Below are 18,159 nucleotides of genomic sequence, written 5' to 3'. Positions count from 1 at the left end.
GACGCAACAATCTGGCAGGTTTGACCGTGGACGCCCCTGCCGGGGTGTGGTTTAAGCCGCCGCGCCGGAAACAACATGATCCGCGCGCTGCGGGAAAGCTTCCCGCCGCCTTTTCGCGCGGATGAACTGACGGGGCAATCGGGATGAAAGCAATCGGGCAGGACAGCCTCAAGACGCGCCGCACCCTGACGGCGGCGGGCCGCAGCTATGACTACTTCTCCATCCCCGAGGCCGCCAAGACCATCGGCGATGTGTCCCGTCTGCCGGTCAGCCTGAAAGTACTGCTTGAGAACGTGCTGCGCTTCGAGGACGGGCAGAGCTACACCGTCGACGATGCCAAGGCGATCGCGGGCTGGCTGGAAAAGGCCAGCAGCGTCCAGGAAGTGCCGTTCCGGCCCGCGCGCATCCTGATGCAGGACTTCACCGGCGTGCCCGGCGTGGTCGACCTTGCCGCGATGCGCGACGGCATCCTCCGCCTCGGCGGTGATCCCCAGAAGGTGAATCCGCTGGTGCCGGTCGATCTGGTGATCGACCACTCGGTGATGGTGGACGTCTCCGGCACCCCGGACTCGCTGCAGAAGAACGTCGACATCGAGTTCGAGCGCAATGGCGAGCGCTACACCTTCCTGCGCTGGGGCCAGAGCGCCTTCCGTAACTTCCGCGTGGTTCCGCCGGGCACCGGCATCTGCCACCAGGTCAACCTGGAATACCTCGCCCAGACGGTCTGGACCGCCGAGGTGGACGGCACGACCATCGCCTATCCCGACACCCTGTATGGTACCGACAGCCACACCACCATGGTGAACGGCCTGGGCGTGCTGGGCTGGGGCGTCGGCGGCATCGAGGCCGAGGCGGCCATGCTCGGCCAGCCCATCGCCATGCTGATCCCCGACGTGGTCGGCTTCCGCCTGACCGGCAAGCTGCCGGAAGGCGCCACCGCCACCGACCTGGTGCTGACCGTCACGCAGATGCTGCGCAAGCTGGGCGTGGTCGGCAAGTTCGTCGAGTTCTTCGGCCCGGGCCTGAACGAGCTGGCGCTGGCCGACCGCGCCACCATCGCCAACATGGCCCCCGAATACGGCGCCACCTGCGGCTTCTTCCCGGTCGACAAGCTGACGCTGGACTATCTGCGCCTCTCCGGCCGCGACGAGGCGCGCATCGCGCTGGTCGAGGCCTACACCAAGGCGCAGGGCCTGTGGCGCGACGAGACCACGCCCGATCCGGTGTTCACCGAGACGCTGGAACTCGATCTCTCCACCGTGCAGCCCAGCCTCGCCGGCCCGAAGCGCCCGCAGGACCGCGTGCTGCTGAAGGACGCCTCCGCCGCCTTCAAGACCGAGCTGACCAAGACCCTGGGCGTCGCCGCCAATGACCTCGGCACCAAGGCGAAGCCCGAAGGCAAGAACTACGAGATCGGCCATGGCGACGTGGTGATCGCCGCCATCACCTCCTGCACCAATACGTCCAATCCCTCGGTGCTGATCGCCGCCGGGCTGGTGGCACGCAAGGCCCGTGCGCTCGGGCTCACGCCGAAGCCGTGGGTGAAGACCTCGCTTGCCCCGGGCTCGCAGGTGGTGACCGATTATCTGGACAAGTCCGGCCTGACCCAGGACCTGGACGCGCTCGGGTTCAACACCGTCGGCTATGGCTGCACCACCTGCATCGGCAATTCCGGCCCGCTCGAGGACGCGATCGTCGACGCGATCGAGGACAACAAGCTGGTCGCGGTCTCCGTGCTGTCGGGCAACCGCAACTTCGAAGGCCGCGTCCACGCCAATGTGCGGGCGAACTACCTGGCCAGCCCGCCGCTGGTGGTGGCCTACGCGCTGCTCGGCACGATGAACGAGGACATCACCACCGCGGTCATCGGCACGTCGAAGGACGGCAAGCCGGTCCACCTCAAGGACATCTGGCCGACCAACAAGGAAATCGCCGACACCCTGGCCGCCGCTCTCACCCGCGAGCAGTTCGTCAGCCGCTATGGCGACGTGTTCAAGGGCCCGACGCAGTGGCAGGCGATCGGCGTCGAGGCCGACGCCGCCACCTATCGCTGGAACGACGGCTCCACCTACGTGAAGAACCCGCCTTACTTCGAGGGCATCACGCTGGAGCCGGCGCCGCGCAGCGATATCAAGGGGGCGCGCGTGCTGGCGGTGCTGGGCGACTCCATCACCACCGACCACATCAGCCCGGCCGGCAACATCCGCAAGACCTCGCCCGCCGGCGAATACCTGCTGGAACGGCAGATCCAGGCGAAGGACTTCAACAGCTACGGCGCCCGCCGCGGCAATCATGAGATCATGATGCGCGGCACCTTCGCCAATATCCGTATCCGCAACGAGCTGGTGGCGGGCGTGGAAGGCGGCTACACCCGCCACCTGCCCTCAGGCGAGCAACTTTCCATCTACGACGCGGCCATGAAGTACAAGGCCGAGAACGTGCCGCTGGTGGTGATCGGTGGCAAGGAATACGGCACCGGCTCCTCGCGCGACTGGGCGGCCAAGGGCACCCTGCTGCTGGGCGTGAAGGCAGTCATCGCCGAGAGCTTCGAGCGCATCCATCGCTCCAACCTCGTCGGCATGGGCGTGCTGCCGCTGACCTTCAAGCCGGGCACCGATCGCAAGACCCTCGGGCTCACCGGCGAGGAAGTGCTCGACATCGTCGGGCTCGATGACCTCTCGCCGCGGATGGACCTGCAGCTTGTGATCCACCGGCCGGACGGGAAAGTGGACACCGTGCCGGTGCTGTGCCGCGTCGATACCCTCGACGAAGTGGCCTACTACCGGCATGGCGGCATCCTGCACTACGTGCTGCGCGGGATGGCGAAGGCCGCCTGATAAAGAAAGCAAGCAAGGCCAGGGGGCTTTGCCCCCTGGACCCCCACCAAGGGCCACAAGGCCCTTGGAACCCACTCTTTTCCCTATGACTGCACCAAGGGGGCCCCACGGCCCCCTTCTTTGCGCCGCGCGAAAACGAATGGATTCCAAAGGCTCCGCCTTTGGTGGGGGAGCAGGGGACAAAGCCCCCTGGTCTGCCCGCCTGACCGGTCTTCCCTCTGCCATCGTCTTTAATCCACGCGCCATCAGCCTGGCCGAAGGCGTGCGGGCGGCCCTGGCCGTGGCGGTGATCATCGCCGCCAGCGAGGGACTGGGGTGGCCGCGACTGATTGAAACGGCCCTGGCGGCCTGGCTGACCTGCCTGTGCGACGCCGGCGGGCCGATCCGCAAACGCGTGCCCTTCCTGCTGGGCTTCGGCATCGTCGGCGCCCTCGTCACCGCCGGGTACGGCCTGCTGGCGACGATCATGCCCATCCAACTGGCGATCGCCGTCGCCAGCGTCGGGATATTCTGCGCCAGCCTGCTGCGCATCTACGGACAGCCGATGATGCAGGTCGGCAACCTGCTGACGGTGGTGCAGGTCCTGGCGCTCACACGCGAGGTCCCGAACCTGCACGAGGCGGCGCTGCAGGCCTCGCTGTTCCTGGCCGGCAATTTGTGGGCGCTGCTGCTGACCATGGTGATCTGGCGGGTGCATCCCTACGCCCCGGCACGGCGGGCGGTTGCCGATGCCTGGCGGGCGCTTGCCGTGCTCAGCGGCGACCTGCGCGGGGTGCTGCTGCATCCGGACCCGCATGAAACCGAATGGGACCGCCATGCCCGCGAGCATCGCCGCGGCGTGCGCGAGGCGATCGAGACGGCGCGTACGGCGGTGTTGCAGACCGTGCGCCAACGCGGGCCGATCAGCGGCCGGGCGGCGCAGAGCTCGATCCGCCTGGAAGCGGCCGACCAGATCTTCGGGGCCCTGATCGCGCTCTCGGATCTGCTGCAGGGCGACTGCACGCCGCAGGAACGGGTGGCCGCGGCCCGCATGCTGCGCCGGCTGCGGCCGATGCTGGTGCTGCTCGCCGCGGCGATCGAGACCGACGCGCCGGAGCGGTTGGACCAACTGAAGCGGGCGGCCGACAAGATTGCCACGACCGCGGCCTTGCTTCCGGACTGCCCGGTGCACCGGATCGCCGACACCATCGCCGAACGCCTGCGCGTCGCTATCCTGGTGACCACGCCGGAAGCCTTCGTGCCGGGCGAGGGGCCCGGCGTCACCTCGCAGGGCTGGCGCACCCGCGTGCTTAGCCCGCTGCGGGCGAACCTCAATTCGGCCTCGGCGGCGTTGCGTCATGCGCTGCGGGCCGCGCTGGCGGCGGCGGTCGGCCTCGCGCTCACGGTGGATGCGGTGGCCAGCCATGGCTACTGGCTGACGATCACGCTGGTGCTGACGATGCAGCCCTATTTCGCCGTCACCATCATGCGCGCGGCCGAGCGCATCGCCGGCACGGTGGTGGGCGGCGTGATCGGTGCGATCATCGCCAGCAATTGCACGACGCCGGTCTCGATGGCGGCGGCGCTGTTCCCGCTTTCAGTGGTCGCGCTGGCGGTGCGCGGGGTGAATTTCGGACTGTTCATGGCCTGCATCACCCCGGTGGTGGTGCTGCTGGTGGAACTGGGTCGGCCGGGACAGGGCAGCGAAGTGAGCGTGGCGGTGCTGCGGGCGCTCTACACCGTCGGCGGCGGCGTGCTGGCACTGCTTTTCAGCGCGTTGCTCTGGCCGGTCTGGGAGCCGGGGCGGTTGTTGGTCGAGTTGCGCGCCGCGATCGTGGCGCATGGGCGCTACGCCGCGTCCGAGATCGCTGCGGTGCTGGGCGAGGCGACGCCGCAGGAGGTCGAGCAGGCGCGCCGCGCCGCCGGCGTGGCCAGCAACAATGCCGAGGCCAGCCTGCAACGCGCGCTGCTGGAGCCGTCGCGCACCGACCGGGACCGGCTGGAGGCGGCGCTGACCATTGACGCGGCGTTGCGCCGGATCGCCGGGCGGGTGTCGGCCATGCAGGTGGACGCCGCAACCCACCCGCATGAACGCGCCGCCTGGCAGGCGTGGCGGGACTGGATCCTGGAAGCGACGACCCGGCTGGCCAGTGGGCGTGCCGACCTGCCGCCTCGCCCGCCGGTGCCGCGCGACGACGTGGATGGGCTGTCGCTGGCACGGATCGCGCGGCAGCTGGAACTGGCGGCCGGCGCGCTCCCCCGGCTGGGATGAGGCGGCGCCCCGATCCGGCTGCTACAGGTCCAGTTCCATGCGGTAGGCGCCGAGGATCTCGGCGCCGAAGGCGACGAAGCTGACCGTCTTGAGGGTGGTGTCGCCACTAAGGAACGCGTTGGTTTCGCGCACCGCGATCGCCGTCGCCCGGTCGATCGGATAGCCGTAGATACCGCAACTGATCGCCGGGAAGGCGATGCTGCGCAGCCCATGAGCAACAGCCAGCGCCAGGCTGTTGCGGTAGCAGGCGGCCAGCAGGTCCGGCTCGCCCTGCGTGCCGCCCTGCCAGACCGGCCCGACGGTGTGGATGACGTGCCGGGCCGGCAGGCGGTAGCCCCGGGTGATCCGTGCCTCGCCGGTCGGGCAGCCGCCGAGGCCGCGGCATTCGGCCAGCAATTCCGGCCCGGCGGCGCGGTGGATGGCGCCATCGACGCCGCCGCCGCCAAGCAGGGAGCTGTTGGCGGCATTGACGATGGCGTCGACCTCCAGGCGGGTGATGTCACCCTGCAGCACCCGCATGCGGGAGTCGTGCTTCGGTGGCGCCATGCCGTCCTCTCCCCGGGCCGTCTCCCGCCTCAGTCCGGCTTCAGGCCCTCCGCGAGGCGGCGGCGCAGCTCGAACTTCTGGATCTTGCCCGTCGACGTCTTGGGCAGTTGCACGAAGCTGACATGGCGCGGCGTCTTGAAGCCGGCAAGGTTGGCCCGGCAATAGGCAATCACGTCGGCTGCGGTCAGCGTGTCCTCGGCCCCCGGCTTCGGCGTCACGAAGGCGTGCGGCACCTCGCCCCATTTCTCGTCCGGATGGGCGACCACGGCCGCTTCCATGATGTCGGGGTGGCGGTACAGCACTTCCTCGACTTCCAGCGAGGAGATGTTCTCGCCGCCGGAGATGATGATGTCCTTCGAGCGGTCCTTGATCTCCAGGTAGGAATCGGGATGGCGCACGCCGAGGTCGCCGGAGTGGAACCAGCCGCCGGCGAAGGAAGCCTGCGTTGCCTTCGGGTTCTTCAGGTAGCCCTTCATCACGGTGTTGCCGCGCAGCATGAGCTCGCCGATGGTTTTGCCGTCGGCGCGCATCGGGTTCATGGTCACGTCCATGATGGTGGCGTCCTCGGCGGTCGGGTGCGGCACGCCCTGGCGCGAGAGGAAATGCGCGCGTTCGGTCAGCGGCAGGTCCTCGTGGCCGGGCTGCCAGATGCAATAGGTCAGCGGGCCATAGACCTCGGTCAGGCCGTACACGTGGTGCATGGTGAAGCCGAGCTTCTCCATCGACTCGATCACCGCCGAGGGCGGTGCGGCGCCGCCGGTGGCGATGTTCACGGTGCGGCCGCCGAAATCGCGGCGCACGGTCTCCGGTGCGTGGATCAGCATGGTCAGCACCACCGGGGCCGCGCACATATGCGTGACCTTGTGCTCGACGATCAGCGGATAGATCAGCGCGGGATCGACGCGGCGCAGGCAGACATGGGTGCCGCCCAGCATGGTGATGGCCCAGGTGAAGGTCCATCCGTTGCAGTGGAACATCGGCAGCGTCCAGAGATAGACGCTGCGCGGCGTGATGCCGAAGGCGAAGGCGTTGCCGATCGCGTTCAGGTAGGCGCCGCGGTGATGGCAGACCACGCCCTTCGGGTCGCCGGTGGTGCCCGAGGTATAGCCGAGCGAGATCGCGTCCCACTCATTGCCGGGATAGCTGACCGGGAAGTCGGGATCGCCGGAGGCGACGAAGTCTTCGTACTCGATCTCGCCAAGAAGTTCGCCCGCGGTGGTCAGCGCATCGTCGATGCCGATGACCAGCGGCTTCTCGCCCTTGACCAGCGCGAGCGCGGCCTTGGCGACGGGGGCGAGTTCCCGGTCGACGAGGAAGATGCGGGTTTCGGAATGCTCGAGGATGAAGGCGACGATCGGGGCGTCGAGCCGGGTGTTGATGGTGCACAGCACGCCGCCGGTCATGGGAACGGCGTAATGCGCTTCCAGCATCGCCGGGGTGTTCGGTGCCAGCACGGAGACGGTGTCGCCGCGGCCGATGCCATGGCGGGCGAGGGCGGAGGCGAAGCGCCGGCAGCGCTCCAGCATCTGGGTATAGGTGATGCGGCGATCGCCGTGGATGATGGCGATGCCGTTGGGGAACACCCGGGCCGCCCGCGAGAGGAACGAGATCGGCGTCAGCGGAACATAGTTGGCCGGATTCTGGTCGAGATCCTGGTCATATATCGACGATGGCATGGCGTTCCTCGCCTCTTGGACTGGTTCGCCGATTACACCAGGCGGGGTTGTTCCGCTAGTACCATGATCGCGACGGAATATTTCGTCCCGATCCAGTACTGATCGGGGCTTTTCCGTTCCGATTCATGCGCTTCCGCCCGGTTCAGCCCAGCGCCTTCGGCGCGCTGATGCGGCAGCGCGCCTCGGCGAGGCGGAGCAGGGCCGAGGCAGTTTCCTCATACATAGGTGTGCCAGGATCGCAGCGTCCGGCGCGGATGTCGCGGCACAGGGAGGCGGGATTGCCCAGCCGCGCCAGCAGCGGGGCGAGGTCCGTGGTGCCGAGCCGGGCCGCGCGGGCGGCGATCGCCATGGCGTTGGCTGCCATCAGCGCCTTGAAGCGGGCATCGCCGGACAGCCGGGGCACGATCTCGTCCAGCAGGGTGCGCCTGGCGGTTTCCAGCAGGTCCGGCGCATGGGGCAGTTCGGTGCCGTCCCAGGTCATGGCTGGCCTCCGGTGGTCATGCGCATCACCTCCAGCTCCAGTTCGGGGACGATGTGGCCGGTCAGCGCCAGTTCCAGGCTGGGCTCGCGGCCGCTGACATGGCGTTCCGCCTGGGCGATGGCGATTGCCGCCCAGCGGATATGCGCGGCGAGTTCCCACCAGCGGACGCGGTCCGGGTCGATGCTCCGGCCCGCCGCCTGTTCATAGGCGAGCACGAAGGGCCGGCGCGGGGCGATGCCGCCGACCTCGCCCTCGGCGCCGAAGCGCCAGCAGCGGGCGCAGAGCCAGCCGATATCGGCATGCGGGTCGCCCCAGCCGGCGAATTCCCAGTCCAGCACGGCGGTGATGCCGGCTTCGGTCACCATGTAGTTGCCGGTGCGGAAGTCGTTGTGACAGAGCACGATGTCGGCGGGCGGGGCGGCGTCGCGCTCCAGGTGGCGCAGGCCCCATTCCAGCATCGGCCGCGGCAGCCGCCCGGCATCGAGCTGCGCCTGCATCGTCGCGACGAAGCCGGTGCAGGGATCGGCTGGCGGGTCGCCGAGGAAGGCCAGTTCCGCGCACGGGGGCCGAATCGCATGGATGCGCGCGAGTTCCCGGCCGAGCGATGCCGCCAGGGCCTCGCGCCCGCCGCCGAGCGTGTCGGAGCGCACGACGCGGTGGCCGGCGGCGATGCCGTCGGCCTTGCGCATGACGAAGAACGGGCTGCCCAGCAGGGTCGGGTCGGCACACAGGAACAGCGGTTCCGGCACGGTGACGCCGGCGCCATGGGCGGTGCGCAGCAGGGCGAACTCCTGGTCGCGGGGGTGGCTGATGCCGGGCAGGGTCGCCGGGGCGTCCATGCGCAGCACCCAGGATTGCGCGACACCATCGGTTCTGACGTCGAGTTGCCAGTTCTGCTGGATGGCGCCGCCCGAGAGCAGGCGGACCTCCACGAGGTCGAAGGTGGATGTGCCGCTGCTTTGCTTCAGCCAGGCGGCGAGGTTGCTGCGCTGCCGGTCATCCATGCGGTGCCCCTGTTCCCCAGGCGTAGAAATCCGCCCCTTCGGCCAGCATCGCCCGGGCCAGCACCATCCGGTGGATCTCGCTGGCGCCGTCGACCAGTCGGGCCTGGCGGGCGTAGCGGTAGATCCACTCGACCACCGTATCCCTGGAATAGCCGCGCCCGCCCTGGAGTTGCAGCGCGGTGTCGGCGGCGCGGTGCAGCGCGTCGGCCACCACGATCTTCGCCATCGAGATTTCCTTGCGGGCGAAGTCGCCCTGGTCGAGCTTCCAGGCGGCGTGCATGGTCAGCATCCGGCCGATCTGGATCTGCATCCCGGCCTCGCCGAGCAGCGTCTGCACGGTTTCATGGTCGACCAGCCGGGCGCCGAAGGAGCGGCGGCGCTGCACGTAGTCGCCGGCGATCTCCAGGCAGCGGCGCGACAGGCCGAGCCAGCGCATGCAATGGGTCAGCCGGGCGGGGCCGAGGCGGATCTGCGTCACCTTCAGCCCGTCGCCTTCCCGCAGCAGCAGGTTCTCCCGCGGGATTTCCAGCCCGTCGAAGGAGATCTCGCAATGCCCGCCGTGTTCTTCGGGGCCCATGATCGGGATGCGGCGCTCGATGCGCCAGCCCGGCTGGTCGGCATGGTAGAGGAAGGCCGAGAGGCCGCGGCGGGTGTCCTCGCCGGTGCGGGCGATCAGGATGAAGTGGCGGGCTTCCCCGGCGCCGGTGATGAACCACTTGCGGCCGTGCACCCGCCAGCCATCGGCGGTGGGCAGCGCGGTCGTGTAGGTGAGCGCCGGATCGGAGCCGCAACCCGCTCCGTCCTCGTTCTGCGGCTCGGTCATGGCGAAGGCGCTGCGCACCCGGCCGTCGATGATGGGCTGCAGCCAGCGCCGTTTCTGTTCCGGGGTGCCGACGCGATCGAGCAGCATCATGTTGCCGTCGTCGGGGGCGGCGCTGTTGCACACGACCGGGCCGAAGATGGAGCGGTTCATTTCCTCGTAGCAGGCGGCCATGCCGAGCTTCGGCAGGCCGCCGCCGCCGAATTCCTTCGGCATCTGCAGTGCCCACAGCCCTTCGGCGCGGGCTTCCGCGCGCAGCCGGCCGAGCAGGTCCGGCGCGATGTTCTCGTGCGCGTCGTAGCTGGCGGGATCGGATTCCAGCGGGATCAGGCGGTCGGTGACGAAGGCGCGGAGCTTCCGGCGCAGTTGCTCGATGTCGGGTGGCAAAGTGAAGTCCACCTGGTCGTTCCTCCGGCGTTGTGTTTGGCGATCATGATGACCCGATCGCGCCACGAGGGCCAGGGTCGTCCCGAACATGTGGCGGGGTGATGCGTTGCCACGGTCGGATCGGTTTTCGATGGGGGACCAGGATGGCGAAGCAGAGCGATGCCCAGAAGGAGACGGTCGGTCGCGTGATGCACGAGTTCAAGCATGGCGAGCTGGAAAGTGGCCGCACCGGCCGGAAGGTGCGCAATCCCCGGCAGGCGATCGCGATCGCGCTGAGCGAGGCCGGTGCGTCGCGCGAGCAGGACGAGGGCAAGCGGCAGAGGGGTGCCAAGGCGAGGCGCTGACTGATCGTTCGGGATCCAAGGGCCTTCGGCCCTTGGTGGAGGTGCAGGAGGCAAAGCCTCCTGCCGGGGCCGGGGCAGCGCCCCGGATTTCATCTCCGGCGCAGCCCGATGCGGCGCGGGACGAGCAGGGTGGCGAACACGGCGAGCCCCACGGCGACGGCGAGGCGGTGGTGTTCACCCCACATCTGGGCGCTGCTGGCGAAGGCCTCGCGGCCGAACGGCCCGTGTACCAGGGCGGAGGTGGTGGGGGGATGGAACAGCGCGGGGTCGCGCAGGCGCTGCACTTCCTCGTTCGTGGTGCGCTGGGCGGGAAAGCCGATCACGGCCATGAGCCGGTCGGCCAGGCCGGGCGCCAGCTTGTCGAGCCAGGAGAGTTGCAGGGTGCTGCCGGTGATCCGGATTTCCCGCCGGCGTTCGGTGGCGGCGAGCCAGATTGCGTCGGCGATGATCTCGGGCTGGTAGACCGGTGGCAGCGGGCGTGGTTCGCCGGCCATGCGGGCGCCGGCATGGCTGAAGAAGGGGGTGTTGACGCTGGGCGGGTGGACGATGCCCAGGTGGATCGGGCTGCGGTCGTGGATCAGTTCGCTGCGGATCGCCTCGGTAAAGCCACGCACGCCGAACTTGGCGGCGGAGTAGGGCGCCTGCAGGGGGGTGCCGCGATAGGCCACGGCCGATCCGACGTTGATGATGGTGCCGTGCTGGCGCGGGCTCATGCGCTGCAGGGCGATGCGCGTGCCGTTGACGGTGCCGAGCAGGGTGGTGTGCAGGACCCGGTGGAACTCTTCTTCGGTGATGTCGAGGAACCGTCCGTAGAAGCTGGCCCCGGCGTTGTTGATCCAGAGCGTGACCGGGCCGAGCGCCGCTTCGATCGTGGTGGTGGCGCGATCGAGTGCGGCGCTGTCGGCGACGTCGGCCTCGGCGGTGGCGACATCGCCGCCGGCGGCACGGATCTGTGCGGCGGCTTCCGCGAGTCCCTCGGCCCCGCGGGCGATCAGGCCGACGCGCCAGCCGCGGGTGGCGAACAGCCGGGCGGTGCACAGGCCGATGCCCGAGGAGGCTCCGGTGATGACGGCGACGCGGCTCGGCACGAGCTCGGACATGCGGCTTGCTCCTGCATGGGATGTGCAGGGGGCAACGCGGCAGGGCGGGAACGGTTGAGGCGCCGGATCAGGGCGTCGGCAGCCCCATCAGCGCCGCCACGGCGGGAAAATCCGTTGCGCTGGGATGCTGTTCCACCGGGGGCGCATCGTTGCGCAGCACCTGGCAGGTGCGCATGCCCGCGGTCGCCGCGGCGTCCAGCTCTGCCTCGTCGTTGGAGAGATAGAGGATCTCCGCCGGGGGCAGTCCCATGCCGATGGCGAGGCGGGAAAAGCTCTCGGGCTCGCGCTTGTTGCCCACGCGGGTGTCGAAGCAGCCGCGGAACAAGCCCGACAGGTCGCCGGCGGGGCTGTGGCCGAAGATCAGCCGCTGCGCCTCGGTCGAGCCGTGGGAGAAGGAATAAAGCCGCAATCCGGCGGCGGCCCAGCGGCGCAGGGCCGGCGGCACGTCGGGATAGATGGCGCAGACGAGTCCGCCCGCGCCGTAGGCTTCCCGCCAGATCATCCCCTGCAGCACCTTCAGGGGCCGCGCCTTGGAATCCCGGTCGGTCCAGTGCAGCAGGGTCTGCAGTTCCGGCCGTCCCGGCGCCATGCGGCGCACTTCGGCCAGTTCGGCGAGCACCACCGGGTCGTCTTCGTGCGCCTGCAAAAAGGCAGGGAAGCGCTCGCGCGCGAGCGGGAACAGAACGTCGCGGATGAAGCTGAGCGGCGTGGTCGTGCCCTCGAGGCTGGTCACGACCGCGACGAGCGGCAACACCGCCGGTGCGCCGCCGGCCGGGTGCCGGTCAGACCTTTTGCGTCGTGTGCGGCTGCGCGCTGCCGGCCTGGGTGGCGGTGGGGCCGGGAATCGAGCCGGCCGGCTTCTGCTCGGCGCTGGCTTCCATCGAGGCGTCGGACTCGTCCGCCATGTTCTTCTTGAACGCCTTGATGCCCTTTGCGAAGTCACCCATCAGGTTGCTGACCTTGCCGCTGCCGAACAGCAGCAGGACGACCAGCAGCACGACGAGCCAATGCCAGATGCTGAAGCTACCCATAGCGTGTCCTCCAACCGGAGCGTGCCGCCCCGCCGCCTCGACATGGCTTGCCGGTGATCCCGATGCAAGCGATGTTTCCCGCCCTGCTAGCCCGGTTCGCCCGGAAAGGCGAGGGGCAACGATTTACGCTTCGGTCACCCGCCATAGGACCGCGCCCGGGACGGGGTGCGCAGATAGCGGGCCTGCAGGGCCAGCCGCGCGGCCGGCCTGGCGTTGCGGCGCAGCGCGTCATGCGTGGTGGGGCCGGGTGGCAGAATGAAGCCGTAGGCCGGATAGACGCGGATGCCGAGCGTGTTGGTGGGCGGCCACCACATGCGCACCGCGCTCCAGTCGTTGCGGGGTGACACGTCGATGGCGAGCTGATCCTCGGCCAGTTCGTCCGGCACCCAGTTGGCCTGGATGACATGCACCTGACGCGGTCCCAGCACCCGCGACACCACCGCGGCATGGCCGGCGTTCAGCCGGCTGGAACGGCGCAGGATCAGCACGGCGCCGATTTCCGGCTGGGAGCTGCGCTCGTAGCGGCCGGCGGCGGCGTCCCACCAGTCGGCGGCGTCGCCGTAGATCTCGATGCCGGAGAGCGCGCGGGCGAAGGGGGCGCAGGTGATGCCGGGATGGCGGCTGGTCGCGGCGACATTGGGGCCGGTGACGGAGCGTGACGAGGCGCAGGCCGACAGCAGCCCCGCCAGCAGCAGGGGGACCAGGGAGAATGTGCGCCAGGCCAAGGATCTGCGGGACATCTTGAGTGCGAAGTATGAACGGAGTCGGTCCGCCTGGGCAATCCACCGTGACTCACGCAGGGGTGAAGAAGCTGCGCTATTCGCGACTCTCGTGTCGCACGCCGTTAACGCTGCAGTGACAGCCGCAGTGCAGGATCACTGATGAAGCCCGGTTGGCTTCGGACTCCCTCCCCTTCCGCAGTCCCCTCTTTTGGGCAGGTCTGCGGCCACCTGCGGCGGCGCAGATCATGCGCCGCCTCTTTTTTTCCGGTCGGGCGCATTGCACCATGGCCGGGGCGGCGAAGGGCAGGCCATGGACGAGCAAACGATGGCGGCACTGGCCCGGCTGGCGGGCCTGGAGCGCGCGCAGGCAACTTTCCCGGACGACGTACTGGCCGCGGCGGCGCAGGCGATGTCCTGGCGTGAGGCCCTGCAACAGGCGCCCGCCGACCTGGCGGCCGAACCCTGGCCGCCGATGCGGGCCGGGACGGGGGCATGACTGCGCCCTGGTGGCTGACGGCCTCCGGCGCCGCGCGCGCCTTCTCGCGTCGGCTGGTCTCGCCTGTGGAGCTGGTGCAGGCGCTGCTCGACCGCATCGCCGCCCTGGATCCCCATCTGCATGGCTTCGTGCGAGTGGACGCCGAGGCGGCCTTGGCGGCTGCACGGGCGGCCGCGGAGGAGATCGCGGCGGGACGGGTACGCGGCCCCCTTCACGGCGTGCCGGTCGGCATCGAGGATCTGATCGACATCGCCGGGTTGCCCACGACCTGCGCCTCGCGCCTGCGGCTCGATCATGTCGCTTCCGCCGATGCGGCCTGTGTCGCGAAGCTGCGCGCGGCCGGAGCCATCTTGCTGGGCAAGCTGACGACGCATGAATTCGGGCTCGCCGGTCCGGACGCCGACGGGCCGTTCCCGTCGGCTCGCAATCCGTGGAGCCCGGCGCATCATGCCGGCGGGGCGGGTGTGGGGCTGGCGGCGGGGTTGTTCCCGCTGGCGGTGGCGGCCGACCATGCCGGTGGGGTGCGGCATCCGGCCGCTGCCTGCGGCGTGGTCGGCCTGAAGCCCAGTGCCGGCCTGGTGTCCCGGCGCGGGGTGGTCCCGGTGTCGTTCACCTGCGGCCAGGTCGGGCCGATGGCGCGGACGGTAGCGGATGTGGCGCTGCTGCTGGATGCGCTCGCCGGCCACGATCCGCTGGATCCGGGCAGCGTCGTGCCGCCGCGGCGCAATTTCGCGGCCATGCTGGGGCGCGGGGCCGCGGGGCTGCGCATCGGCTTCGTCCGCCATTTCCACGAGCGCGACCTGACAGCGGATGCGGCAACGGCGGCGGCGCTGGAACAGGTGCTGCGCACCCTGGCGCAGGAGGGGGCGGAGGCGCGCGAGGTCACGCTGCCGCCGCTGGCCGATTTCACGGTGGTGGGTGGCGTGCTGACCGCCGGCGAGGCATGGGCGGTCCACCAGCCCTGGCTGCGCGCGCGGCCGGGCGAGTACGGGCGGCCGGCGCGGCGGTTCCTGATGACCGGTGCGTTCCTGGGGGCAGGGGACTACGTGGCCGCGCAAAGCCGGCGGCGCCACCTGATCACCGCGGTCGAGGCGGTGCTGCGCGAGGTGGATGTGTTGCTGTGCGCCGCCTTGCCGGAGCCGGCCGGAGCGTCCTGCGATGCGTTGATGCCCTTCAACGTGACCGGGCATCCGGCGCTGACCATGCCGGCCGGGCTGTCCCCGAGCGGCATGCCGGTGTCCGTGCAATTCGTCGGCCGGTATTTCGAGGAAGCCACGCTGTTGCGGGCGGCCGGTGCCTGGGAACGGGCAGCGGGGACGGACGCACTGCATCCATCATCTGCCTGAATCGATAATCGGTCGGCAATAATTATTAATGTTGTCGAATTATTGTGGAGTTTTCCACTTTTAATTGAATGTATTGCTGCGTCGGAAGGCCGCATGGTCTATCACCCCGCCGATCATCATGGCGACCAGATGTCGTCGCGGGGACCAGATGTCGCTTGCCGTTCGAATCCTTTTGGCTGTCTCTTTTCTTGCGATAATTGCCATATCCTTGCTGGGCAGCCAGGTTGTGAACGCCTTCGGCGAGGCCGCGCAGGCTCGGGCGCACCAACGCCTCAATATGGCGAGCGCCGGGCTGACCGACGCGGCCGGGGCGTTCGCGGTCGAGCGCGGCCTGACCGCCGGGCTGCTTGCCGCCAACGGGGCCGCCAACCCGGCGGCACGGACCACGATGGCCACGGCGCGTGCCCGCGGCGAGACGGCGCTGCGGCAGGCTTTGGACGGGCTTGTGGCCATGGGGGGTGGGCCGGATCCGGCACCGCTGCAGGCGGCCCACGCCCGCCTCGAGGCATTGCGCGGCGATGTCGACCGCGCCCTGGCCGGTGACCGGGCGGGCGCACCCGCGCCGGCCGTCTGGTTCGCCGCGGCGACTGCGCAGATCGAGGCGGCGGTGGCGCTGCGCCGCGGCCTGGATGCCGCGGCCGATGTCGAGGGGCGGGTGACCCGCCTGGTGGCGGTGCGCGACCGGCTGGGGGAAATGAGCGAATATGCCGGCCGGCAGCGAGGCTCGCTGAACGGCCTGATCAGTGCCGGGGCGGTGGCATCGCTGGAGCAGGTGCTGGCGGCGGTGACCGCGGAAGGCCGGATCGACGGCGCCTGGGCCCAGGCCAGGGCCTTGCTGATCGACGCCTCGTCGCCGCTGCAGGCGAAGGTGAGCGCGGCGGAACAGTCCTGGTACCGCGATTTCGCGCCGATGCGGCGGCAGGTGCTGGCGGCTGCCCTGCAGGGGACGCCCTGGCCGGTCGCCGCGCCCGAATGGTTCGCCGGGGCGAGCCGCGGGATCGATGCCCTGTTGCAGGCGCAGGCGCAGGCCGGCGAGGACATCGCCGCGCTGCTGGCGACACAGCGCGCCGCCGGCGAGACCGGCGCCACGTGGCACCTGGTGATCCTGGTGGCCGCGGTGCTGCTGGTGGCGGTGCTCGGCTGGTACGTGCTGCGCCGGATCGTGCGCCCGCTGCGCGAGACCACCAACGTGATCGAGCGCCTCGCGCAGGGCGATCTGGAGACCGAGGTGCCGGCGGCCAGCAGCCAGGACGAGGTCGGCCGGCTGCTGATCGCCACGGCGCATTTCCGCACCACCGCCCGCGAGGCGCGGGCACTGACCGAGACCCAGGCGAAACTGCGGGCCGAGGCCGAATCCGCCCGGGTGGCGGCGCTGCAGGAAATGGGCCAGATGGTCGAGGAGATCGGGGCCCGCGCCATCGCCACGGTCCGCGGCAAGGCCGACGACCTCGCCGCGGTGGCCGAGCGCCTGCAGGGCGGCGCCGCGACGGTGGCGGATGCGACCGGGCTCGCCCGGGCCGATGCCGATGCGGCGCGGGCGCGCACCGACGCCGGGGCGGCGGCGGCGGCGGAACTGACCGCCTCGATCCGCGAGATCGCGACCCAGATGGACCGCGCCGCCGGGGCAAGCCGCAACGCGGTCACCTGCGGCGTGCGGGCGCAGGAGGTGTTCACCGCCCTCGAGACCAGCGTCCGCGAGATCGGCGAGGTTGCCGGCCTGATCAACGAAATTGCCGGCCGCACCAATCTGCTGGCGCTGAACGCGACCATCGAGGCGGCCCGTGCCGGCGAGGCCGGGCGCGGCTTCGCGGTGGTGGCGGGCGAGGTGAAGGCGCTGGCCCTGGAGACCGCGCGCAGCACCGGGCGGATCACCCGCCGCATCGCCACGATCGAGGAACATAGTCGCGCGGCCAGCGGCGCCATGGCCAGCATCACCGCCTCGGTGGCCGAACTCGATACCGTCGCCAGCGCGGTTGCCGCCGCGGTGGAGCAGCAATCCGCCGCCACCGCCGGCATTGCCGAGGCGGTCCGCGACGCCAACGCCGCGGCTGGCCGGGCCGCCAGCCGCATGGCCGAGGCCGCAGAGGGAACCTTGCATTCGATGCAGACCTGCGGCGAGGTGAACGAGATCGCCCATGTGGTGGCAGGCAGCGTGGGCGAGATGAAGACCTCGCTGGTCTCGGTGCTGCAGGCGCGCATCCGGGACCTGGATCGCCGGGCGGACCGTCGCCAGACGGTGCGGATGCCGGCGCGCCTGGAACATGCCGGCGGGACCTGCCAGGGGACGCTGGTGGATCTGTCGCTCGGTGGCGCCCGGCTGGAACCTGCGGCCGGCACCGGCCCCGCTCCCGCGGCCGGTGCCCTGGGGCGGCTGATCGCCGAGGGCCTGCCGCCCCTGTCCGTGACACTGGTGCAACGCACCGCCAGGTCGCTGCACCTGCGGTTCGACTTCGCCGACGCGGCCGAGAAGGCGCGGGTGCAGGCGGCTCTGGCCGGGCCGATGGGGCGCGCCGCCTGACCCGGCGGCGCCGCCGGTCAGCCGCGGCGCAACGCGGCGACCAGGGCCTCGGCCGTCTCCGGATCGCTGGCGAGCGCGCGCGCGGCGATGTCATGGGAAAATCCCGCGCGGGCCAGCACGCCGAATTCCCGCTTCGGATCCGCCACCGTGCCTTCCGGCCGGAACGGCCCGATGCGGCGGCGCCGCGCGCAGGCCAGGGCCGCCGCGAGTTCGGCATCGGGGGCGTCGGGCAACGCCGCTTCGGTCATGTCGCTGCCGACGCCCCGCGCGGCGAGATGGGCTGCGATGGCGCGGCGCGACCGTCCGCTGCGGGCGAGGCTGCGGGCGCGGGCCTCGGCGAAGGCGGCGTCGTCCACCACCCCGGCGGCGGCCAGCCGCGCCACCACCGCGCGCACCGTCTCGCGCAGCGCCGGGCGGGCGGCCTCGGCCACGTCCGGGGCGGCCGTGCGGGCCCAACGGTCCACCCGGCGGTCGAGCACGCGCGTCAGGCCCGTCCGCGTGGTTGCGTAGCGGGCCAGATGGGCGAGCGCCGCCTCATGCAGCGCGGCTTCGTCGGGGGGCGGGGAAGCAGGGGAGCCGGTGTCGGGTTTCCGCATGGAT

The 18,159-nt window shown here is 70.4% G+C and carries 16 protein-coding genes; 6 read left to right on the top strand and 10 right to left on the bottom strand.

Annotated features, from left to right (window positions below):
• Positions 1 to 143 precede the first annotated feature (143 nt).
• Together acnA and NBY65_RS09680 are read left to right on the top strand one after the other, a co-directional pair.
• Positions 144 to 2,837, top strand: a complete 2,694-nt coding sequence (acnA, locus tag NBY65_RS09685) for an aconitate hydratase AcnA (RefSeq protein ID WP_150039670.1) — start codon at positions 144 to 146, stop codon at positions 2,835 to 2,837.
• A gap of 139 nt (positions 2,838 to 2,976) precedes the next feature.
• Entirely contained in the window at positions 2,977 to 5,088 is a 2,112-nt protein-coding gene (locus tag NBY65_RS09680) for an FUSC family protein (RefSeq protein ID WP_162530453.1), read from the top strand.
• Positions 5,089 to 5,109: 21 nt separating this feature from the next.
• Here the strand turns inward: NBY65_RS09680 and NBY65_RS09675 are convergent, their stop codons facing one another.
• From NBY65_RS09675 to NBY65_RS09655, 5 genes are all read right to left on the bottom strand, one after another.
• Complete coding sequence (locus NBY65_RS09675; protein ID WP_150039672.1) at positions 5,110 to 5,634, bottom strand: O-acetyl-ADP-ribose deacetylase; 525 nt, start codon at positions 5,632 to 5,634, stop codon at positions 5,110 to 5,112.
• A gap of 29 nt (positions 5,635 to 5,663) precedes the next feature.
• Positions 5,664 to 7,310 carry an acyl-CoA synthetase gene (locus NBY65_RS09670; protein WP_150039673.1) on the bottom strand — a complete coding sequence of 549 codons (1,647 nt, stop codon included), beginning with the start codon at positions 7,308 to 7,310 and terminating at the stop codon, positions 5,664 to 5,666.
• A gap of 142 nt (positions 7,311 to 7,452) precedes the next feature.
• Positions 7,453 to 7,791: a DUF6285 domain-containing protein gene (locus NBY65_RS09665; protein WP_150039674.1), complete on the bottom strand. Its 339-nt coding sequence runs from the start codon at positions 7,789 to 7,791 to the stop codon at positions 7,453 to 7,455.
• Positions 7,788 to 8,795: a phosphotransferase family protein gene (locus NBY65_RS09660; RefSeq protein WP_150039675.1), complete on the bottom strand. Its 1,008-nt coding sequence runs from the start codon at positions 8,793 to 8,795 to the stop codon at positions 7,788 to 7,790. The genes NBY65_RS09665 and NBY65_RS09660 overlap by 4 nt, the downstream gene beginning before the upstream one ends.
• Positions 8,788 to 10,014 carry an acyl-CoA dehydrogenase family protein gene (locus tag NBY65_RS09655; RefSeq protein ID WP_150039676.1) on the bottom strand — a complete coding sequence of 409 codons (1,227 nt, stop codon included), beginning with the start codon at positions 10,012 to 10,014 and terminating at the stop codon, positions 8,788 to 8,790. The genes NBY65_RS09660 and NBY65_RS09655 overlap by 8 nt, the downstream gene beginning before the upstream one ends.
• 131 nt (positions 10,015 to 10,145) lie before the next feature.
• On the opposite strand from NBY65_RS09655, the gene NBY65_RS09650 reads away from it, so the two are divergent.
• The gene (locus NBY65_RS09650) at positions 10,146 to 10,346 is read left to right on the top strand and encodes a DUF6496 domain-containing protein (protein ID WP_150039677.1); all 201 of its coding nucleotides are present in this window, start codon (positions 10,146 to 10,148) and stop codon (positions 10,344 to 10,346) included.
• Between the two features lie 89 nt (positions 10,347 to 10,435).
• Here the strand turns inward: NBY65_RS09650 and NBY65_RS09645 are convergent, their stop codons facing one another.
• The 4 genes from NBY65_RS09645 to NBY65_RS09630 all read right to left on the bottom strand — a co-directional run bounded on the left by NBY65_RS09645 (position 10,436) and on the right by NBY65_RS09630 (position 13,217).
• The gene (locus NBY65_RS09645) at positions 10,436 to 11,446 is read right to left on the bottom strand and encodes an SDR family oxidoreductase (RefSeq protein ID WP_150039678.1); all 1,011 of its coding nucleotides are present in this window, start codon (positions 11,444 to 11,446) and stop codon (positions 10,436 to 10,438) included.
• A gap of 67 nt (positions 11,447 to 11,513) precedes the next feature.
• A complete protein-coding gene (mtnC, locus tag NBY65_RS09640; protein ID WP_150039679.1) occupies positions 11,514 to 12,200 on the bottom strand; it encodes an acireductone synthase in 687 nt (228 codons plus the stop codon).
• 28 nt (positions 12,201 to 12,228) lie between these two features.
• A complete protein-coding gene (locus NBY65_RS09635; protein WP_150039680.1) occupies positions 12,229 to 12,477 on the bottom strand; it encodes a twin-arginine translocase TatA/TatE family subunit in 249 nt (82 codons plus the stop codon).
• A gap of 134 nt (positions 12,478 to 12,611) precedes the next feature.
• Positions 12,612 to 13,217 (bottom strand): CHAP domain-containing protein, encoded by a 606-nt coding sequence (locus NBY65_RS09630; protein ID WP_150039681.1) that lies wholly within the window; start codon positions 13,215 to 13,217, stop codon positions 12,612 to 12,614.
• 292 nt (positions 13,218 to 13,509) lie between these two features.
• Here NBY65_RS09630 and NBY65_RS09625 point away from each other — a divergent pair, with 292 nt between their 5' ends.
• From NBY65_RS09625 to NBY65_RS09615, 3 genes are all read left to right on the top strand, one after another.
• Positions 13,510 to 13,695 (top strand): hypothetical protein, encoded by a 186-nt coding sequence (locus NBY65_RS09625; RefSeq protein WP_150039682.1) that lies wholly within the window; start codon positions 13,510 to 13,512, stop codon positions 13,693 to 13,695.
• Positions 13,692 to 15,041, top strand: coding sequence for an amidase (locus NBY65_RS09620; RefSeq protein ID WP_150039683.1), 1,350 nt, complete (start codon positions 13,692 to 13,694; stop codon positions 15,039 to 15,041). Before NBY65_RS09625 ends, NBY65_RS09620 begins: the two co-directional genes overlap by 4 nt.
• Before the next feature lie 226 nt (positions 15,042 to 15,267).
• Complete coding sequence (locus NBY65_RS09615; RefSeq protein ID WP_150039684.1) at positions 15,268 to 17,559, top strand: methyl-accepting chemotaxis protein; 2,292 nt, start codon at positions 15,268 to 15,270, stop codon at positions 17,557 to 17,559.
• Between the two features lie 17 nt (positions 17,560 to 17,576).
• Here the strand turns inward: NBY65_RS09615 and NBY65_RS09610 are convergent, their stop codons facing one another.
• Entirely contained in the window at positions 17,577 to 18,155 is a 579-nt protein-coding gene (locus tag NBY65_RS09610; RefSeq protein WP_150039685.1) for a RecX family transcriptional regulator, read from the bottom strand.
• Between the last annotated feature and the right edge of the window lie 4 nt (positions 18,156 to 18,159).

Origin of the sequence: Rhodovastum atsumiense, assembly GCF_937425535.1 — a bacterium.
In the GTDB taxonomy this organism is placed as follows: Bacteria; Pseudomonadota; Alphaproteobacteria; order Acetobacterales; family Acetobacteraceae; genus Rhodovastum; species Rhodovastum atsumiense.
Note: the sequence above shows the minus strand (reverse complement) of the source record. Positions and strands in the feature narration are given on the sequence as shown.

Excerpts from the sequence above, each read along its gene's own strand:
- acnA (WP_150039670.1), top strand. The coding sequence starts at position 144 with ATGAAAGCAATCGGGCAGGACAGCCTCAAGACGCGCCGCACCCTGACG.
- NBY65_RS09680 (WP_162530453.1), top strand. The coding sequence starts at position 2,977 with ATGGATTCCAAAGGCTCCGCCTTTGGTGGGGGAGCAGGGGACAAAGCC.
- NBY65_RS09675 (WP_150039672.1), bottom strand. The coding sequence starts at position 5,634 with ATGGCGCCACCGAAGCACGACTCCCGCATGCGGGTGCTGCAGGGTGAC.
- NBY65_RS09670 (WP_150039673.1), bottom strand. The coding sequence starts at position 7,310 with ATGCCATCGTCGATATATGACCAGGATCTCGACCAGAATCCGGCCAAC.
- NBY65_RS09665 (WP_150039674.1), bottom strand. The coding sequence starts at position 7,791 with ATGACCTGGGACGGCACCGAACTGCCCCATGCGCCGGACCTGCTGGAA.
- NBY65_RS09660 (WP_150039675.1), bottom strand. The coding sequence starts at position 8,795 with ATGGATGACCGGCAGCGCAGCAACCTCGCCGCCTGGCTGAAGCAAAGC.
- NBY65_RS09650 (WP_150039677.1), top strand. The coding sequence starts at position 10,146 with ATGGCGAAGCAGAGCGATGCCCAGAAGGAGACGGTCGGTCGCGTGATG.
- NBY65_RS09645 (WP_150039678.1), bottom strand. The coding sequence starts at position 11,446 with ATGTCCGAGCTCGTGCCGAGCCGCGTCGCCGTCATCACCGGAGCCTCC.
- NBY65_RS09635 (WP_150039680.1), bottom strand. The coding sequence starts at position 12,477 with ATGGGTAGCTTCAGCATCTGGCATTGGCTCGTCGTGCTGCTGGTCGTC.
- NBY65_RS09630 (WP_150039681.1), bottom strand. The coding sequence starts at position 13,217 with ATGTCCCGCAGATCCTTGGCCTGGCGCACATTCTCCCTGGTCCCCCTG.
- NBY65_RS09625 (WP_150039682.1), top strand. The coding sequence starts at position 13,510 with ATGGACGAGCAAACGATGGCGGCACTGGCCCGGCTGGCGGGCCTGGAG.
- NBY65_RS09620 (WP_150039683.1), top strand. The coding sequence starts at position 13,692 with ATGACTGCGCCCTGGTGGCTGACGGCCTCCGGCGCCGCGCGCGCCTTC.
- NBY65_RS09610 (WP_150039685.1), bottom strand. The coding sequence starts at position 18,155 with ATGCGGAAACCCGACACCGGCTCCCCTGCTTCCCCGCCCCCCGACGAA.